General features: G+C 52.0%; 9 protein-coding genes and 4 pseudogenes. 11 read left to right on the forward strand and 2 right to left on the reverse strand.

Annotation, left to right across the window (positions count from 1 at the left end):
- The 6 genes and pseudogenes from CPT76_RS38285 to CPT76_RS08625 form a co-directional block, all read left to right on the forward strand.
- Positions 1-197 (forward strand): annotated as a pseudogene (locus CPT76_RS38285) (sugar ABC transporter permease); the annotation flags it as partial.
- Positions 198-212: 15 nt separating this feature from the next.
- A complete protein-coding gene (locus CPT76_RS08605) occupies positions 213-1,100 on the forward strand; it encodes a carbohydrate ABC transporter permease (RefSeq protein WP_240913115.1) in 888 nt (295 codons plus the stop codon).
- Positions 1,101-1,163: 63 nt separating this feature from the next.
- Positions 1,164-2,729, forward strand: a complete 1,566-nt coding sequence (locus CPT76_RS08610; protein ID WP_105442623.1) for an extracellular solute-binding protein — start codon at positions 1,164-1,166, stop codon at positions 2,727-2,729.
- Between the two features lie 102 nt (positions 2,730-2,831).
- Positions 2,832-4,595 (forward strand): sensor histidine kinase, encoded by a 1,764-nt coding sequence (locus CPT76_RS08615; RefSeq protein ID WP_105442624.1) that lies wholly within the window; start codon positions 2,832-2,834, stop codon positions 4,593-4,595.
- Positions 4,573-5,319: a response regulator transcription factor gene (locus CPT76_RS08620; RefSeq protein WP_105442625.1), complete on the forward strand. Its 747-nt coding sequence runs from the start codon at positions 4,573-4,575 to the stop codon at positions 5,317-5,319. Before CPT76_RS08615 ends, CPT76_RS08620 begins: the two co-directional genes overlap by 23 nt.
- 90 nt (positions 5,320-5,409) lie before the next feature.
- On the forward strand, positions 5,410-7,695 hold the full coding sequence (locus tag CPT76_RS08625) for a glycoside hydrolase family 95 protein (RefSeq protein WP_105442626.1): 2,286 nt from the start codon (positions 5,410-5,412) through the stop codon (positions 7,693-7,695).
- Positions 7,696-7,766: 71 nt separating this feature from the next.
- On the opposite strand, the gene CPT76_RS39205 is transcribed toward CPT76_RS08625, so the two are convergent.
- Both CPT76_RS39205 and CPT76_RS41295 read right to left on the reverse strand, forming a co-directional pair.
- Positions 7,767-8,234: a helix-turn-helix domain-containing protein gene (locus CPT76_RS39205; protein ID WP_258168213.1), complete on the reverse strand. Its 468-nt coding sequence runs from the start codon at positions 8,232-8,234 to the stop codon at positions 7,767-7,769.
- Between the two features lie 100 nt (positions 8,235-8,334).
- Positions 8,335-8,679: pseudogene (locus CPT76_RS41295) on the reverse strand (AraC family ligand binding domain-containing protein); the annotation flags it as partial.
- A gap of 182 nt (positions 8,680-8,861) precedes the next feature.
- Between CPT76_RS41295 and CPT76_RS08635 the strand changes: the two are divergent.
- The 5 genes and pseudogenes from CPT76_RS08635 (at position 8,862) to CPT76_RS08655 (ending at position 14,896) form a co-directional block, all read left to right on the forward strand.
- Positions 8,862-9,738, forward strand: a pseudogene (locus CPT76_RS08635) (fumarylacetoacetate hydrolase family protein).
- Positions 9,739-9,759: 21 nt separating this feature from the next.
- Entirely contained in the window at positions 9,760-11,226 is a 1,467-nt protein-coding gene (gene gucD / locus CPT76_RS08640) for an alpha-ketoglutaric semialdehyde dehydrogenase GucD (RefSeq protein WP_105442627.1), read from the forward strand.
- A gap of 16 nt (positions 11,227-11,242) precedes the next feature.
- Positions 11,243-12,767 (forward strand): annotated as a pseudogene (locus tag CPT76_RS08645) (dihydroxy-acid dehydratase domain-containing protein).
- A 352-nt stretch (positions 12,768-13,119) separates the two neighbouring features.
- A complete protein-coding gene (locus CPT76_RS08650) occupies positions 13,120-14,346 on the forward strand; it encodes a copper amine oxidase N-terminal domain-containing protein (protein ID WP_105442628.1) in 1,227 nt (408 codons plus the stop codon).
- 112 nt (positions 14,347-14,458) lie between these two features.
- Positions 14,459-14,896 carry an Rrf2 family transcriptional regulator gene (locus tag CPT76_RS08655; RefSeq protein ID WP_105442629.1) on the forward strand — a complete coding sequence of 146 codons (438 nt, stop codon included), beginning with the start codon at positions 14,459-14,461 and terminating at the stop codon, positions 14,894-14,896.
- Positions 14,897-15,249: the final 353 nt, after the last annotated feature.

Raw genomic sequence — 15,249 nt, forward strand, 5'->3', positions numbered from 1 at the left:
AAGCCTACTTATACGGTAACAGTATCAACAATCCGACATCGGAAATTGTCCAGACGTACGCATTCAAGGTTGGTCTGAGTGACGGGCGATTTTCCTACGCGGCAGCAATCGATCTCATTCAGTCTGTTATCTCGGTCATTTTGATTTTTTCAAGTAACTTTATCGCCAAGCGGGTGTCGGGATCAAGCTTATTCTAAAAAGGAGGGCTGGTGGTGCTTAAGAGCCAAAGACAGAAGGATGTTATTTTTGATAGCTTTATTTACATCATGTTGTTTATATTGATGCTCATCATGCTGTATCCATTCTATTATGTATTCATCGCCTCGTTCAATAAAGGCTCCGATACGCTCCTGGGAGGCATTTATTTGTGGCCACGAAACGTAACTCTGGAAAATTACAAAATTTTTCTGGAAGATCCGAAGTGGTATCGAGCCTTTTTGGTCACGGTTGCCCGGACGATTTCGGGTACGGCATTGGGACTGCTGCTGACAAGCCTGGTCGCTTACGCCCTTTCGCACCGTGATTTGTTGTTCAGCAAAACGTATTTTACGGTCATCATTTTCGCGATGTACTTTTCCGGCGGATTGATTCCTTATTATGTTGTGCTGCGCTCGATCGGATTGCTTAATTCATTTGCAGTGTACATCGTGCCGTCCATGCTCAACACGTTTTTCCTGCTCATTGCCATCTCGTTCTTCCGCGAAATCCCGGGCGAACTAAAAGAATCTGCGCATATCGACGGCGCTGGCGAACTCAAGATCTTTTTTCGGATCATCCTGCCGGTCTCGACGCCGGTACTCGCCACGATGGCGTTATTTATGGGTGTTGGCCAATGGAATTCATGGCTGGACTCCGCCTATTTCGTGCAATCGGAAAACTTGCGGACGCTTACCTTCCGGATGATGGAAGTGATCAACAAGAGCAACACGCCGCTGGATTCCATCGCTGTAGCAAACAGCGCCTCGGCTTCGGCCGGAGTGACGAGTTTCTCGCTGCAGGTGACGGCGATGGTCATCTCCATCGTGCCGATCATATGCGTATACCCGTTTTTGCAAAAATATTTTGTGCACGGAATTATGTTAGGATCTGTGAAAGGGTAATTCTTTGTTTCTATATTTAACCGCTTACATTAAAATACCAGTATATCCATTGGAGGGGTACACTTGAAAACAATCAAGAGCTATAAGCTGCTCGCTGCGGCACTGTCTGCGGTGCTTGCCTTTACAATGCTGTCCGCCTGCGGCGGCAACGGTAACGGCGAGGGCTCGGCAGCGAAGCAGGACGGTAATTCGTCGGCAGCATCAGGCGGCGTGAAGGAATTGTCGCTGTTTATCGATGAGCCATGGTATCCGGTTAAGGAATGGAAAGGCCCGGTAGCAGAGAAAATCACCGAAAAGACAGGTGTCAAGCTGAACGTCACTGTCGCAACGGACGATAAGCAGCTGCCGCTGATGATTGCCTCCGGAGATTTGCCGGACCTCGTCTTCACGAATGCTAACATTGATCGGCTGTCGGATTCGAAGCTGTCCTATCCCTGGAATGAGCTGATCGAGAAATATGCCCCGGATTTCAAAATCGACAAAACGAGAATTGCGATCCATACGATGGACGACGGCAACTTCTATACGGTGCGAAATTCCTTCGCGACGCAAGAGGAGATGGCTCAAAGTAAATATTCGATTGGCAGCGACGGCAATCCCGGCCTTGCCGTCCGGGAAGATATTCTGAAGGAACTCGGCAATCCGCCGATCCAATCGCTGGACGATTTCGTAAAGGTTTTAGGCATGGTCAAGCAGAAGCATCCCGGTATGGTCCCACTGGTCCTGGATAAGAATTGGATTGAGCAGTACTTTATGCAGCAGTTCGGCACGGAAGCTCTCATCGACGGCTGGTATGAGCGAGACGGAAAAGTCGATTATGCGATCAGACAGCCGAAGATGTTGGAGTATTTCAAGTTTATGAACAGCTTATATCGCAATGGATTCATTCTCGCGGAAAATTTTGCTTTTGCGAATGACCAGATTGACGATCAATACGTGACAAGCGGCAAAGCCTTTGCTCACGGTTATACCGTTTCCGCGGCGGAAGCGGACAACAATAAAATCAAGAGTAACGGGGGCGCCTTTATGCTGAAAATGCTTCCGAGCGCTTTGTCGAAGGATGCCAAAGCCGTGAGTACGGGCCTGGGATTTGCCGGTACGTTCATCACGAAGAAAAATAAGGATCCGGAAGCATCCATCAAGTTTATTCAGTACCTGGCAAGCGACGAAGGCAAAAAACTGACCATGTTTGGTGTCGAAGGCGAACATTGGACATGGAATGAAGCGGGTTATCCAAATCTGAAATACGATCCGTCCGATGCCGATTTCGTTAACGGTAATGGAATAAAATGGTGGTACCTGTATAATGATGGGGTCACCGAAGGCATGCTGTCCTATGTTCCGGGAACGCAGAAGACACAGGCTTTAATGGAGACTAAGGCTATTACGACTTACAAGCCGGCGATCGGTCTTATTCAAACGCAGCCGGATTCCAAAGAAAGAACGCTCAAGACAAAGATCGACGAGATGATTAAAAATGAGAAGGTGAAAATTTATTTGGCGAAATCCGAAGAAGAGGCGGTTGCGAATTACGAAAATATGGTGAAGACCGCCGAGAGTATGGGCTTGCAGGAGCTTGTAGATTGGGCAAATGAGACATACCAGAAGAAGAAAAGTTTGTTTGAGTAACACGATGCCACTAAACCGGTAGGGACGTAAAATCTCTACCGGATTTTGCTTGCTCATGGTACGTTTAGTAGAAATAAACCGGCAGCGGGGGGATTCAAGACCGTGAGTATCGTGCGCAAAATTGTTATCGGATATATTTTCTTTGTCTTTATCCCGGTCGTTACGTTTGGATATTACTACTACGTACAAATATACGGCAATCTGACTCAACAATTCGTAGAAAGCCGGCAAAAGATCCTGGAGCAGGCCAAGGCAAATATGAAAGCGGATCTGACCCGCATCGAATCCGTCCATCGCTTGCTGCAATATAACCCGTATGTCACGGACTACCTGGGCGGAGTTTATGGATCCGACGCCGACAGCATTTATGCCTACAACCGTTATATCAGTCCGATCATGACACAGTCGCTATTTGCCAATCCGGAAATCGAGTCGCTTCGAATCTATAAAACCAAGAAACAAGCGCTTCGAATTACCGACCGGTTTCTCGATATGTCATCTCTTGATGCACAGGGCAAGAAGATAGCAAGTTCATTAAAACCCGGTCAAGGAGGATGGATTGTCCAAGGTCCGGAAGCTCAGGAACCGCGGCTTGCTTTTTATCAGAACATTTATAACCCGGAGTTTACCGAAATTGTCGGGCTTCTAGAACTGCGCATTGGCGGCAGTCTGATGCAGAAATTTTACAAGGCTATCGGCATAGAAGGTGACTGGGAAGCGATCCTGTTACCGTTTGGTGAAGAGGCAGCTGAGGGCACAGCTTCCGGAATGGATGAGGAGACGCTCAAACTGCTCGGCGGAAGTGACAATAAGCCCTATTTCATTAACCGGAAAACGATCGTGAATCAGCTTTCCTTTGAGGAGCTTGGGGTCAGAGTTGTTGTGATTGGGAAGGTAGACGTCGTGTTTCACACGATCAAACGCAAGGAAATGATCCTGATCTCAACCGTCATCGTTTTTTTGGCGGCATTGTCGCTAGCGTATTATGTACTCGCTTCCACAATCACCAAGCGCATTCTTCGCCTGGCTAGACACATGCGTAACCTGGACGACAACAATATGAGACCGTACATCAGCAAGCATGACAGTCCGAACCGTCAGGATGAGATTGGCTTTCTGATCATGACTTACAATTCGATGATTCAGCGGATGGACGAATTGATTAACAATGTCCACCGGGCCGAGCTGCGAAATAAAGAAGCAGCCTATAAAGTGCTTCAGGCTCAAATCAAACCGCATTTTCTTTATAATACGCTCGAAACGATCAGAATGCTGGCCGAGTCCAATAACGATAAGGAGGTAGCCGACATTTCCTTCTGGTTCGGGAAGTTGATGCGTTACAGCTTGTCCTCCAAGGAGGATCATACGGTTCTCGCCCAGGAAATCGAGACGGTCATCTTCTATCTTAAGATTCACAAGATGCGGCTCCGAAACAGACTGAGCTACGAGCTGGACATCGATGTGGATGCAGATCAGATCGATTGTCCCCGGTTCATGCTCCAGCCCTTGATCGAGAACAGCATCGTCCACGGAGCTGCAGCAACACTTCGGCCCGTCCATATCAGGCTGCGTGCGTATGAAACGGCTGACGAGGTTCGGATCTCCATATCTGACAGTGGGGCAGGCATGCCGGAGGACAAGCTGTCCAGGCTCCGTTCACTGCTCATGGGGGATAGTGACAACTATTCCAGCAGAGAGACCGAGGGCGGTGGTGTTGGCCTGATTAACGTCAGCGAACGGGTGAAATCCTTTTTCGGCGGTGCTTCACGGCTGGTTCTTGATAGTGAGCAAGGAGTAGGAACATGTCTCACAATCATCATAACGAAAGGGGCGGCGGTTAACGATGAAACTATTGATTGTAGATGATGAGCCGATTATTCTTGAGGGATTAGTCAAGGTCATCAAGGACGCGGCTCCGCTCGGTACTGAGGTGCGTGAGGCAGGCAACGCTTTTGAGGCTCTTGAAGTCATGAAGGGTTTTATGCCGGATGTCACGGTGACGGATCTTCATATGCCGGAAAAAAACGGGTTCGAGTTGATGGAGGAGGCGAAAGGGAACGGACTGTGTAAGCGGTTTATTATTCTGACTGGCTATGACGAATTTGAATACGTAAGAAGAGCACTGCGCAGCGGCGTCGTGGATTATTTACTTAAACCGCTGGACAAAGACGAAATTGCTAAGCTGCTAGCACTTATCGATGAAGAGCTGCCTTCCGAAGCCGATTCCGACTGTGAACGGCACACGAAACGCATTCTTGCTTATACGCAAACGAATTTTATGAACGATCTTTCCTTGGATCACCTTGCCGATTTGATGAACCTTCATCCGAATTACATCAGCAGCCTGTTCAAGAAGGTGACAGGAGACACATTTGTCAATTATTTGAACGCATTTCGGATCAAGGAAGCGCAGAAATTGCTGAGGACGCATCGGCATCTTTCCGTAAGCGAGGTCGGTCGGCGGGCGGGGTTTGAAAATAAACATTATTTCACCAAAGTCTTCAAAAAGTATACAGGGATCACACCAGGTGCCTACCGTGAAACAAATGATTTGGATAATATAGAGGCGGATTCTAAGGAAAGTTGCTAAACTGGGAGATGACTCATGGTCATTAAAACGTTGATTGAACTGGATTGAACACACCATTTTTTCGCCTGTGAGGCGGATTGGAGGAAAAGCATGACGAATACGAATCTCACTGAGACCGTGGAAAAGAAGCAGCGATTATGGTACCTCAAGCCTGCCGTAGAGTGGAACGAGGCACTGCCGATTGGGAACGGCAGGCTCGGCGCCATGATCTTTGGCGGAATAACCGAGGAGAAACTGCAGCTGAACGAAGATTCCGTATGGTACGGCGGTCCGCGTGATCGCAATAACGAAGACGCCCTGGCGCATCTGCCGGAAATCCGCAAACTGATTATGGAGGGACGCCTGAAGGAGGCGGAGGCACTTGCTGGGATGACGATGGCGGGGCTGCCCGAATCGCAGAGACACTACTTGCCGCTCGGTGATCTTCTGATTTCGTTCGATCGTCATGAGAAGGCCGAGGATTACGTACGGGAGCTGGATTTAGAACGCGGCGTTTCCCGGGTCAGCTACCGGATCGGAGATGTCCGGTATATCCGTGAGCTGTTTGCCAGTTACCCGGATCAGGCGATCATGATGCGGATTTCCGCTGACAAGAAGGGGGCGCTTTCCTTAAAGGCCAGGTTTAACCGCCGAAACTGGAGATACATGGAGAAGACGGAAAAATGGGGCCAGCAGGGACTTATGATGCAAGGGGAATGCGGCGGTAAAGGAGGCAGCTCGTTCTGCGCCATCGTGAAGGCGCTTCCAGAAGGCGGAGTGTGCAAGACCATAGGCGAATATTTATTGGTTGAAAATGCGGATGCGGTTACGCTAATGCTTGCCGCGGGTACCACCTTCCGGCATCCCGATCCGGTGCTTTACTGCAAACGACAATTAGAGGAATTGAGCCAGGTTTCCTATGCTGATCTGCTTGCCCGACATGTGAAGGATTACTTTGCATTGTTCGGGCGGGTTACCCTGAGGCTGCCGGATAGCCCAGGCAAAAACGCGCTGCCGACCGATGAAAGACTGAAGCGGTCCCGAGAGGGCGAAGAGGATAACGGGCTGATCGAAACGTATTTTCAATTCGGCCGATACTTGCTTATTTCCTCCAGCCGGCCGGGTTCCCTGCCTGCAAACCTTCAAGGGATCTGGAACGATAGCTTTACTCCGCCTTGGGACAGTAAATTCACGATCAATATTAACACGCAGATGAACTACTGGCCGGCGGAAAACTGCAATCTGTCCGAATGCCATGAGCCATTGTTCGATTTGCTCGAAAGGATGCGTGAGCCCGGGCGGGTCACGGCCAGCGTCATGTATGGCTGCCGGGGATTCACGGCGCATCACAATACGGACATTTGGGCGGATACGGCGCCGCAGGACACCTATCTTCCGGCATCATTCTGGCCGATGGGCGCCGCCTGGCTGTGCCTGCATTTGTGGGAGCATTATCGCTTCAGCCAGGATCGTTATTTTCTAGCGCGTGCCTATGAGACGATGAAAGAGGCAGCTTTGTTCCTGCTCGATTATTTAGTCGAGGACAACGAGGGACGCTTGATGACTTGTCCGTCTGTCTCCCCTGAGAACAGCTACAGGCTGCCCAATGGCGAAACAGGAGTTCTCTGCGCCGGGGCCACCATGGATTTTCAGATGATCGAAGCGCTGTTTGATGCTTGCATCCGCAGCGGGGAAATCCTTGAGAGAGATGAGGCGTTCCGAGAGGAGCTCGCTGCCGCCTTGAAGCGGCTGCCCAAACCGCAAATCGGCAAACATGGACAAATTCAGGAGTGGATGGAGGATTACGAGGAGGTGGAACCGGGACACCGCCATATCTCCCATCTATTCGGGCTTTACCCGGGCGAAGGCATTAACGTGGATTCCACGCCGGAGCTGGCAGCAGCGGCCCGGACGACGCTGGAACGCAGGCTGGCTAACGGCGGTGGACACACCGGCTGGAGCCGGGCGTGGATTATCAATTTCTGGGCCCGGCTGCACGATGCGGACAAGGCCTATGAAAATGTAAGAGCGATGCTCCATCATTCTACGCTGCCGAACCTGTTCGACAACCATCCGCCGTTCCAGATCGATGGCAATTTCGGCGGCACGGCGGGCATTGCTGAGATGCTGCTGCAGAGCCACTCTGGTTTGATCCGGCTGCTGCCCGCATTGCCTGACAGCTGGAGCGATGGGGAAGTAAGAGGGCTGCGGGCTCGGGGCGGCTTCACCCTGAATTTCACCTGGACGAAGGGCCACGTTACTGAAGCAGTCGTAACCTGCGCGGTTTCTGGTCCATGCCGTCTGGAAGCACCTGGTCTTGATCCCGTTTCGTTTGAGGGGGAAGCAGGCCGTTCCTACACGTTCACCAAACGAATGAGTAATGAAATAACACCTTAATTGCTTGTGACTGTTTAAAAACTTATGACCGGATCATAGAGGTAGCCGATTAAAGGATATCGTTAAATGAGTTACTGATCCGGCTCATAAGCTAAGGGCTGCTGCTGGACTTGATTTCGGTACTCGCTTGGAGCCATCCCCGTCCACCGCTTGAACTGGCGGCTGAAATGCGAATTGGTTTTATATCCGAGAATCATGGCGATGTGGTCGATCCCCAAATCGGTTTGCAGCAGCAAGCGCTGTGCTTCGTTCAGCAGCGTTTCGGACATAAACTTACGCGGGGCTTTCCCGTAGATCTGCTTAAAGATGCGGTTCACTTGCGAAGGACTCATATGAACCGACTTGGCAATGTCCTGAATCCAGGTTCGTTCGTTTTCCCGAATCTCTCCATGAAGGAGAATGTATTTTACGGAATCTTCTATTTGCTCGGCGATCTGCTGGGCAAGTGATTCCTTTTTGGAACGGGCGACGGTTGCAGTCTCTGACAGTTGGCCAACCAGGGATCCAAGCAGCTCGAAGACAGCTGCATGGACCTTCATCTGTTTGGATGTTGGGAGCGGGGCTGCGCAGGTGCTCTGCCGCAAGACGATACAGCGTCGATAGAGACGGAGACAGCCCTTGGACCAACGGCGAGTCTGACGGATAATAAAATTCCTTGCAGCGGTTGAGCTCCTTGCAGAAAGATGTATCGTCCACGCTGAAGTGAACGGAAAAGTAGGTGAAACCCTGGGATCCGGCACGGGTGCAGGAATGCGTCATGCCCGGATGGATGAACAGCAGGTCCCCCCGGGACTGCCGGTATTTTCGCCCATTAATCACCATGTCCATTTCTCCCTCCACGACCCAGTGGATCTCGTACATGGGATGCTCGTGGGAAGGATAGGTCCAGCGGGAATCCACTTTTCGCGCATGCAGGCCCAACAGCTGAAATGACATGCGTACATCGGGAAGACGGCCAACATAGACCCCGGGAAGCTCGGTCATGGCAATACCCTCCTCTGTATGGTACAAGTTATCAGTTTGTTACGATTATAGCTTGATCCTTCCGGAAAAGAAATGCGTGAAAAGGGTAAATCGAAGTGAAGATTAGCGTATCGTCAAGGGTCATAGGCGATGATATGGTAGTATTATCAACCCTTATAGGGAGAAATTGGGGGCAATATTGAATGCGAATTATTCGATATTTGGACGGACGGCAGACGAGACTCGCAGCGGTTACGGATGATGAGAAGGCTTATCCATTGCCTCACTCTGATTTGATATCGTTGATTAATGAGGCCAGGGAGAAGGGCGTTTCACCTGTCCGAATTGTTGAAAGCGCTATTACACCGCAAAATGAGCTGACTGCCGCATGGCCGTCATTGCAGCTGCTCACTCCAGTAGATGCGCCGGAGGTCTGGGCAGCCGGCGTCACCTATCAGCGCAGCCGGGAGGCGAGGAATTATGAAGCCACTGGCGGAAGAATGGATGCGGAGACGTTCTACGATAAGGTCTATGACGCCGTGAGACCTGAAATATTTTTGAAATCCACGGCGGCACGCACGGTCGGACCGAATCAGGATGTAACGCTGCGCAGCGATTCGGTATGGCAAATCCCCGAGCCGGAGCTTGGCTTGGTGCTTGCCGGCGACGGGACCATCGTGGGATACACGGCTGGCAATGATATGAGCTGCCGCGATATCGGAGGGGGAGAACCCGCTTTATCTGCCGCAAGCTAAAATATGGCGGAAGTCCTGCTCGATCGGGCCCGCGATCCGGCTCGCGGATACCGTGGAAGACCCCTATGATTTCAAAATCGTCTGTCAGATTTACCGCGAAGGCCTCGTTGTGGTGGAAAGTGAGGCAAGCACAAGTCAGTTAAACCGCAAGCTCGATGAGCTGGTCCGCTTCCTGGCGGCGGACAACGATTTGTTTGACGGTACCGTTCTGTTGACAGGCACAGCTATTGTGCCGCCGGCCGACTTCACGCTTGCTCCCGGCGACCGCATCGAAATTTCGATTAGCGGGATCGGGACGTTGGTGAACCACGTTATATCAAACTAGGGATTTGGGGAGGAGATTGTCATGACAGCATTCCAGGGAGAACAGATTTATCGCAATTTCATCAATGGTGAATGGACGGCGGCTTCCACCGGACAAACGGAGCCCAGCATCAACCCCGCCAATCGCCATGAAGTGGTCGGTTATGTACCGGTTTCCACAAAAGAGGATGTGAACCGTGCCGTCGCAGCAGCCACAGCAGCCCGGCGGGCTTGGCGCAGCCTGCCCGGATCGGAACGCGGCAACATCCTGTTTCGTGCGGCAAGTGTATTGGAACGGCGGGCTGATGATGTCGCCGAGGCAATGACAAGAGAAATGGGCAAGACGCTGGCGGAAGCCAAGGGGGAGACGATGCGCGGGGTCGCTATCTTGCGGTACTACGCCGGTGAGGGGATGCGCAAGTCCGGTGACGTGATACCTTCGACGGACAGCGAGGCGCTGATGTTCACGACCCGGGTGCCGCTGGGGGTTGTCGGTGTGATCGCCCCGTGGAATTTCCCCGTAGCCATCCCCCTCTGGAAGACTGCGCCGGCTCTGATATACGGCAACACCGTTGTGTTGAAACCGGCCCAGGAAACGGCGGTGACCGCTGCCAAATTGGCTGAATGCTTTGAGGAGGCGGGAATTCCGGCGGGTGTCTTCAATCTTGTATGCGGCAGCGGTTCGGTGGTCGGTTCGGCGCTTGTAGAGCATCCGGACGTGGGCGGAATCACTTTCACGGGCTCCAACGAAGTCGGGAAGCGCGTCGGCGCGGCCGCACTGGCCCGAGGAGCCAAGTACCAGCTCGAGATGGGCGGCAAAAACCCGATTATTGTCGCCGAGGATGCGAACCTGGATTTGGCGGTCGAAGCGACGATCAGCGGCGGCTTGAAATCCACCGGCCAAAAGTGCACAGCGACCAGCCGGGTGATCGTTGTGCGCGAAGTGTATGAAGCCTTTAAAGCGAAGCTGCTGTCCCAAATCGAGGGCATTCGGCTTGGTGACGGCATGTTACCCGAGACCTGGATGGGGCCCTGCGCTAATGAAAGGCAGCTGGAAACTGTGCTGCACTACATCCAAAAAGGGCTGGATGAAGGAGCCGTATTGCTGACCGGAGGGGCAAGGGCGAGCGGCCCGGCACTTGCGGACGGGTTCTATGTCCAGCCGACCGTATTCGATGGGGTGACTCCTCAAATGTCCATTGCAAGGGAGGAAATTTTCGGTCCGGTGCTTGCCCTGATTGCCGTGGACAGCCTTGAAGAAGCGATAGCAACGGCCAACGATAGCGATTATGGCTTGAGTGCCTCCATCTATACGCAAAATATCGGCGCCATGCTGTCCTTTATTCAGGACATGGATGCCGGGCTGGTTCGGGTGAACGCGGAAACAGCGGGCGTTGAGCTGCAGGCCCCGTTCGGCGGGATGAAAATGTCGAGCTCGCACTCCAGGGAACAGGGGCAGGCGGCCATCGAATTTTTCACTTCCATCAAAACGGTTTTCGTGAAGCCATAATCTTGGGGAGGGTGCCATGCACAATTCGATCAAGTCGATCATGGGGAAGGATGACCTGGCAAGCGGCGACATTACAACGCATGCCCCCGGGGTGCAGGGAAGGCTGCCATTAACAGATGATCTGCTGAGAAATGCCCCAAGCGGAGACCTGTTTGGCATGTCCCAAAACGTCGGGATGGGCTGGAAGCCGGGAGAACTGAACGGAAAGCAGTTTCTGATTCTGAGCACGCAGGGAGGGATTCGCCATGCGCGACGCCTGGTGGGGATGCCAGTTTCTCGGTACGGCGGCAACGGCCCAAGTTGTCGCCGAGGCGCTTGGCATGACGGTTCCTCATGCCGCGCTCGCGCCTTCGGGCCAGCCCATCTGGGAGGAAATGGCCCGTCAATCCTCCCGTGCGCTGATGGCGATGGAGTCTCAAGGACTGCGGATGGGCGACATCCTCACAGATGCGGCGGTACGAAATGCCATGGTCGTTCATGCTGCTTTCGGAGGCTCGACGAATCTGCTGCTCCACATCCCTGCGATCGCCCACGCAGCTGGATTACAGGTGCCGGCGGTGCAGGATTGGATCCACGTCAACCGGGATGTACCGCGCATCGTCAGCGTACTACCGAACGGCCCGGTTTTTCACCCGACCATTCGGGTATTTCTGGCCGGAGGCGTGCCTGAAGTGATGCTGCACCTCAGACGTCTCGGTGTGTTAGATGAATCGGTGCTTACGGTAACGGGCTCTACACTGGGAGAAGTTCTTGATTGGTGGGAATCGTCGGAGCGTCGTCATCGGCTGCGTAAGCAGCTTAAGGAAAAGGACGGAATCGATCCGGACAGTGTCATTATGAGCCCGGAACAATCGCGGCTCCTTGGCATCACTTCCACCGTCACGTTTCCAACCGGGAATATCGCTCCGGAAGGCTCTGTGATCAAATCCACATCGATTGACCCTTCCGTCCTGAATGAGGAAGGCATATATCATCATAAAGGCAGGGCCAAGGTGTTTACAACCGAACGCGACGCGATCCGTGCGATTAAGAACGGGGGTATTCAGGCAGGTGATATCATGGTTCTCATTGGCAGGGGACCGTCCGGAACGGGCATGGAGGAGACGTATCAGCTCACGTCCGCGCTTAAGCACCTGTCCTTCGGCAAATATGTGTCGCTTATCACCGATGCCCGTTTTTCCGGCGTTTCAACCGGCGCGTGCATCGGTCATGTCGGCCCTGAAGCGCTGGCAGGCGGACCGATCGGCAAGCTCAAGGACGGCGATTTGATTGAAATTGTCGTTGACCGTAACCGGCTGGAAGGGCGGGTTGATTTTATCGGAGAAGGGGACCTGGAGGTAACGCCGGATGAGGGGGCCCGGTTATTGGCCCAGAGGCCATTCCACCCAGGAATGCGTCCCGATGATGACCTCCCGGACGATACGAAGCTATGGGCTGCTCTGCAAGCCGTCAGCGGAGGCACATGGAAAGGCAATGTTTATGATGTAGAGCGAATCGTCACAGCTATCGAAGCCGGAAAAAGGGCGCTCGGTTGGAACTAAAACCTAGTAAACCTGATCAAAATTCTGTAAGGAAATTATGGGATGATCATTGCTTTCATATCAATAGAAGGACTGCTGATTATTTTGGCGGTCCTTTTGTTATTGGAGTAAAGGGTTGTTATTCAAGGAAGGGAATAACATCAAGCCTAACGGAGGTAAGGAACAACAGGGATATGCATAGGGGAATATAAGCCTGCCGAGATAGCTTCTAGTAGAGCGGCTCCTGTGTGTTCAGCGTAATTTGCCGGTTGAGCTTGTTACCAATTATTACATACCGTATAATTTCATTGTGCGACGTCCAAGTGTGCACAGTGCGGTTAAGAACAAATTTAATAAGATAAGGAAGTCACACATGAGAAAATGGCTAGTGTGCACGTTGGCGATCATGCTGAGCTTAGGTGCATTTACCCCCGCGATTTACGCTTCTGAAGTCCGTGTATCCGTGGACGGGCGTGAAGTACAATTCCCAGATGGACACCCCTATGTCGATCAAAAATCCAGCCTGACGATGGTTCCGCTTGCTTTTGTTTCCGACAAACTCGGAGCGACAACGAAATGGAACGGAAGATTAAAACAAATCACGATCTCGCTTAACCATGACATCATTATTTTGGTGATTGGCCATAATTATGCACTGGTGAATGGGAAAAGGGTGGACTTTGAAGGGTCGGCGGTGCTTAAAAATGGCCGCACGATGGTTCCGCTGCGCTTTATTAGTGAAGCTCTGCACTCCAACGTGGATTGGCAGCCTTCGAGCAATCTGGTGAGCATCATGTCTTCGGTGGCCCGGGTTCCGAAAGGAACATGGATATGGGACAGTCACATCATCCAACAGGATCAAGATCAAATCATAAATTTCGCAAAAGTAAAAGGTGTAACATCCATTTACCTTCAAATCGACAGAGATCTAGATCCGGCAATATATGAAGGCTTCATCCGGAAAGCGAAGCAGGAAGGAATTCAAGTGGAGGCACTTGAGGGCCGTCCGGAATGGGCCAAAAAGTCTGCTCAGGGGGATATTCAAAAATTTATAGCGTGGGTGAAAGCCTATAATTCCTCTGTTGGCCCGGAAGCAGGCTTCACGGGATTGCATTTCGATATTGAACCCTATGGTCTTAGCGAATGGACCACGGACAATAAGACCATTCTTGAAAGCTGGATGGACAATTTGAGACTGATTGAGAAAGAAAGCAAAGGAAGCGGCTTGAACATTGCGATCGACGTTCCGTATTGGCTGAATACGATTAAATTACCCGGAAAGGATTACAGCATGAGCGCATGGATGCTGGAGAAGTTCGATTCCCTTGTCATCATGAATTATCGGAATCATGCGTTAGGCGGTAATGGCATTGTGGAAAATGCGCAGGCCATGCTGAGGGAAGCTTCCACGCTGAACAAGAAGATTGTTATTGCTGTCGAAACGGTCAAAAGCAATGAGGGTCCGCGGGTCTCATTCTATTCCATGAGCAGCGATATGATGGATAAAGAGCTGCAGTCCGCCCATAATCAATTGGCTCATTATGCAAGCTATGCCGGCTTCGCCATCCACGATTTCAAAAGCTGGCAGGACATGAAGTGAGAAGCCAATCCATTACAAAGTACACCGTATAGATGCTGGGAAGAGAAAGGGAGCCGTTGACGGGAGGGGTTCAATGAAACTATAATGGTTTTATTGAAAGGGGATGCCGAAAATGGCTATCGTAAGCCGCTACACCGTTGCGCTTCATATATTGACTTGGCTGGCTTATTGGTCGGAGAAGGACGAGTTTTTCCCTTCCGACCGGATTGCGAACAGCGTAGGAACAAGCGCGGTTTTTCTGAGACGGATTCTCGGCCAGCTCGCGAAAGCAGGCCTGGTTCTGGTGCAGCACGGAGGGACAGGGGCCGGATGGAAGCTGGCGCGCCTTCCGGAGGAGATCAGCCTGCTGGATGTGTACGAAGCCGTTGTGCAGACGCCACTATTCGAGCTGCATCACAGCCAGCCGAACCCGAGCTGTATCATCGGCCATGGCATTCAGCCGGCTCTGCAAACGGTTTACGAGGACAGCGAGGAAGCATTGAAGCGCCGGCTGGCACAGGAATCGATCAGTGATCTGGTCGCCTCGTCGCTGGAGCACGGGAAGCGGTGATGCCGCCGCAACGGCAGGCATTCTTCGAGAACCGCTTGCCGGAGTGGGCCAGATTAGCGGCCAGCAGCTGCTGGATCCGAGATTCCGGCCTCTGGAGACTCCGGGTGAGAAATCCGTCAGGCCGATAGACTAACCCGCTCTTTTTTGCTCCTCAATGTAACTGATTCAGTTTCAATGAAAGGAGGTGGCAGGCGACTGCTCACGTTCAAGTGAGGATGGAAGTGGGGAAAGGCCGTGTAGAGTAATAACATCTGCCTGATCGCGTGCGCGAGTGAGAAGCAGGTATGATATTGGACTATCCTTCAGCTGGTGGATTGTCCGATGTATGTTTCGAATCGGCTGGATGTGGGCTC

Source organism: Paenibacillus sp. AR247, assembly GCF_002968895.1.
Lineage (GTDB): Bacteria > Bacillota > Bacilli > Paenibacillales > Paenibacillaceae > Paenibacillus_AQ > Paenibacillus_AQ favisporus.

What these genes read in the sequence shown, in the direction of transcription:
- CPT76_RS08650 (WP_105442628.1), top strand. Translation starts at nt 13,120, where the DNA reads ATGAGAAAATGGCTAGTGTGCACGTTGGCGATCATGCTGAGCTTAGGT.
- CPT76_RS39205 (WP_258168213.1), bottom strand. Translation starts at nt 8,234, where the DNA reads ATGAAGGTCCATGCAGCTGTCTTCGAGCTGCTTGGATCCCTGGTTGGC.
- gucD (WP_105442627.1), top strand. Translation starts at nt 9,760, where the DNA reads ATGACAGCATTCCAGGGAGAACAGATTTATCGCAATTTCATCAATGGT.
- CPT76_RS08655 (WP_105442629.1), top strand. Translation starts at nt 14,459, where the DNA reads ATGGCTATCGTAAGCCGCTACACCGTTGCGCTTCATATATTGACTTGG.
- CPT76_RS08620 (WP_105442625.1), top strand. Translation starts at nt 4,573, where the DNA reads ATGAAACTATTGATTGTAGATGATGAGCCGATTATTCTTGAGGGATTA.
- CPT76_RS08625 (WP_105442626.1), top strand. Translation starts at nt 5,410, where the DNA reads ATGACGAATACGAATCTCACTGAGACCGTGGAAAAGAAGCAGCGATTA.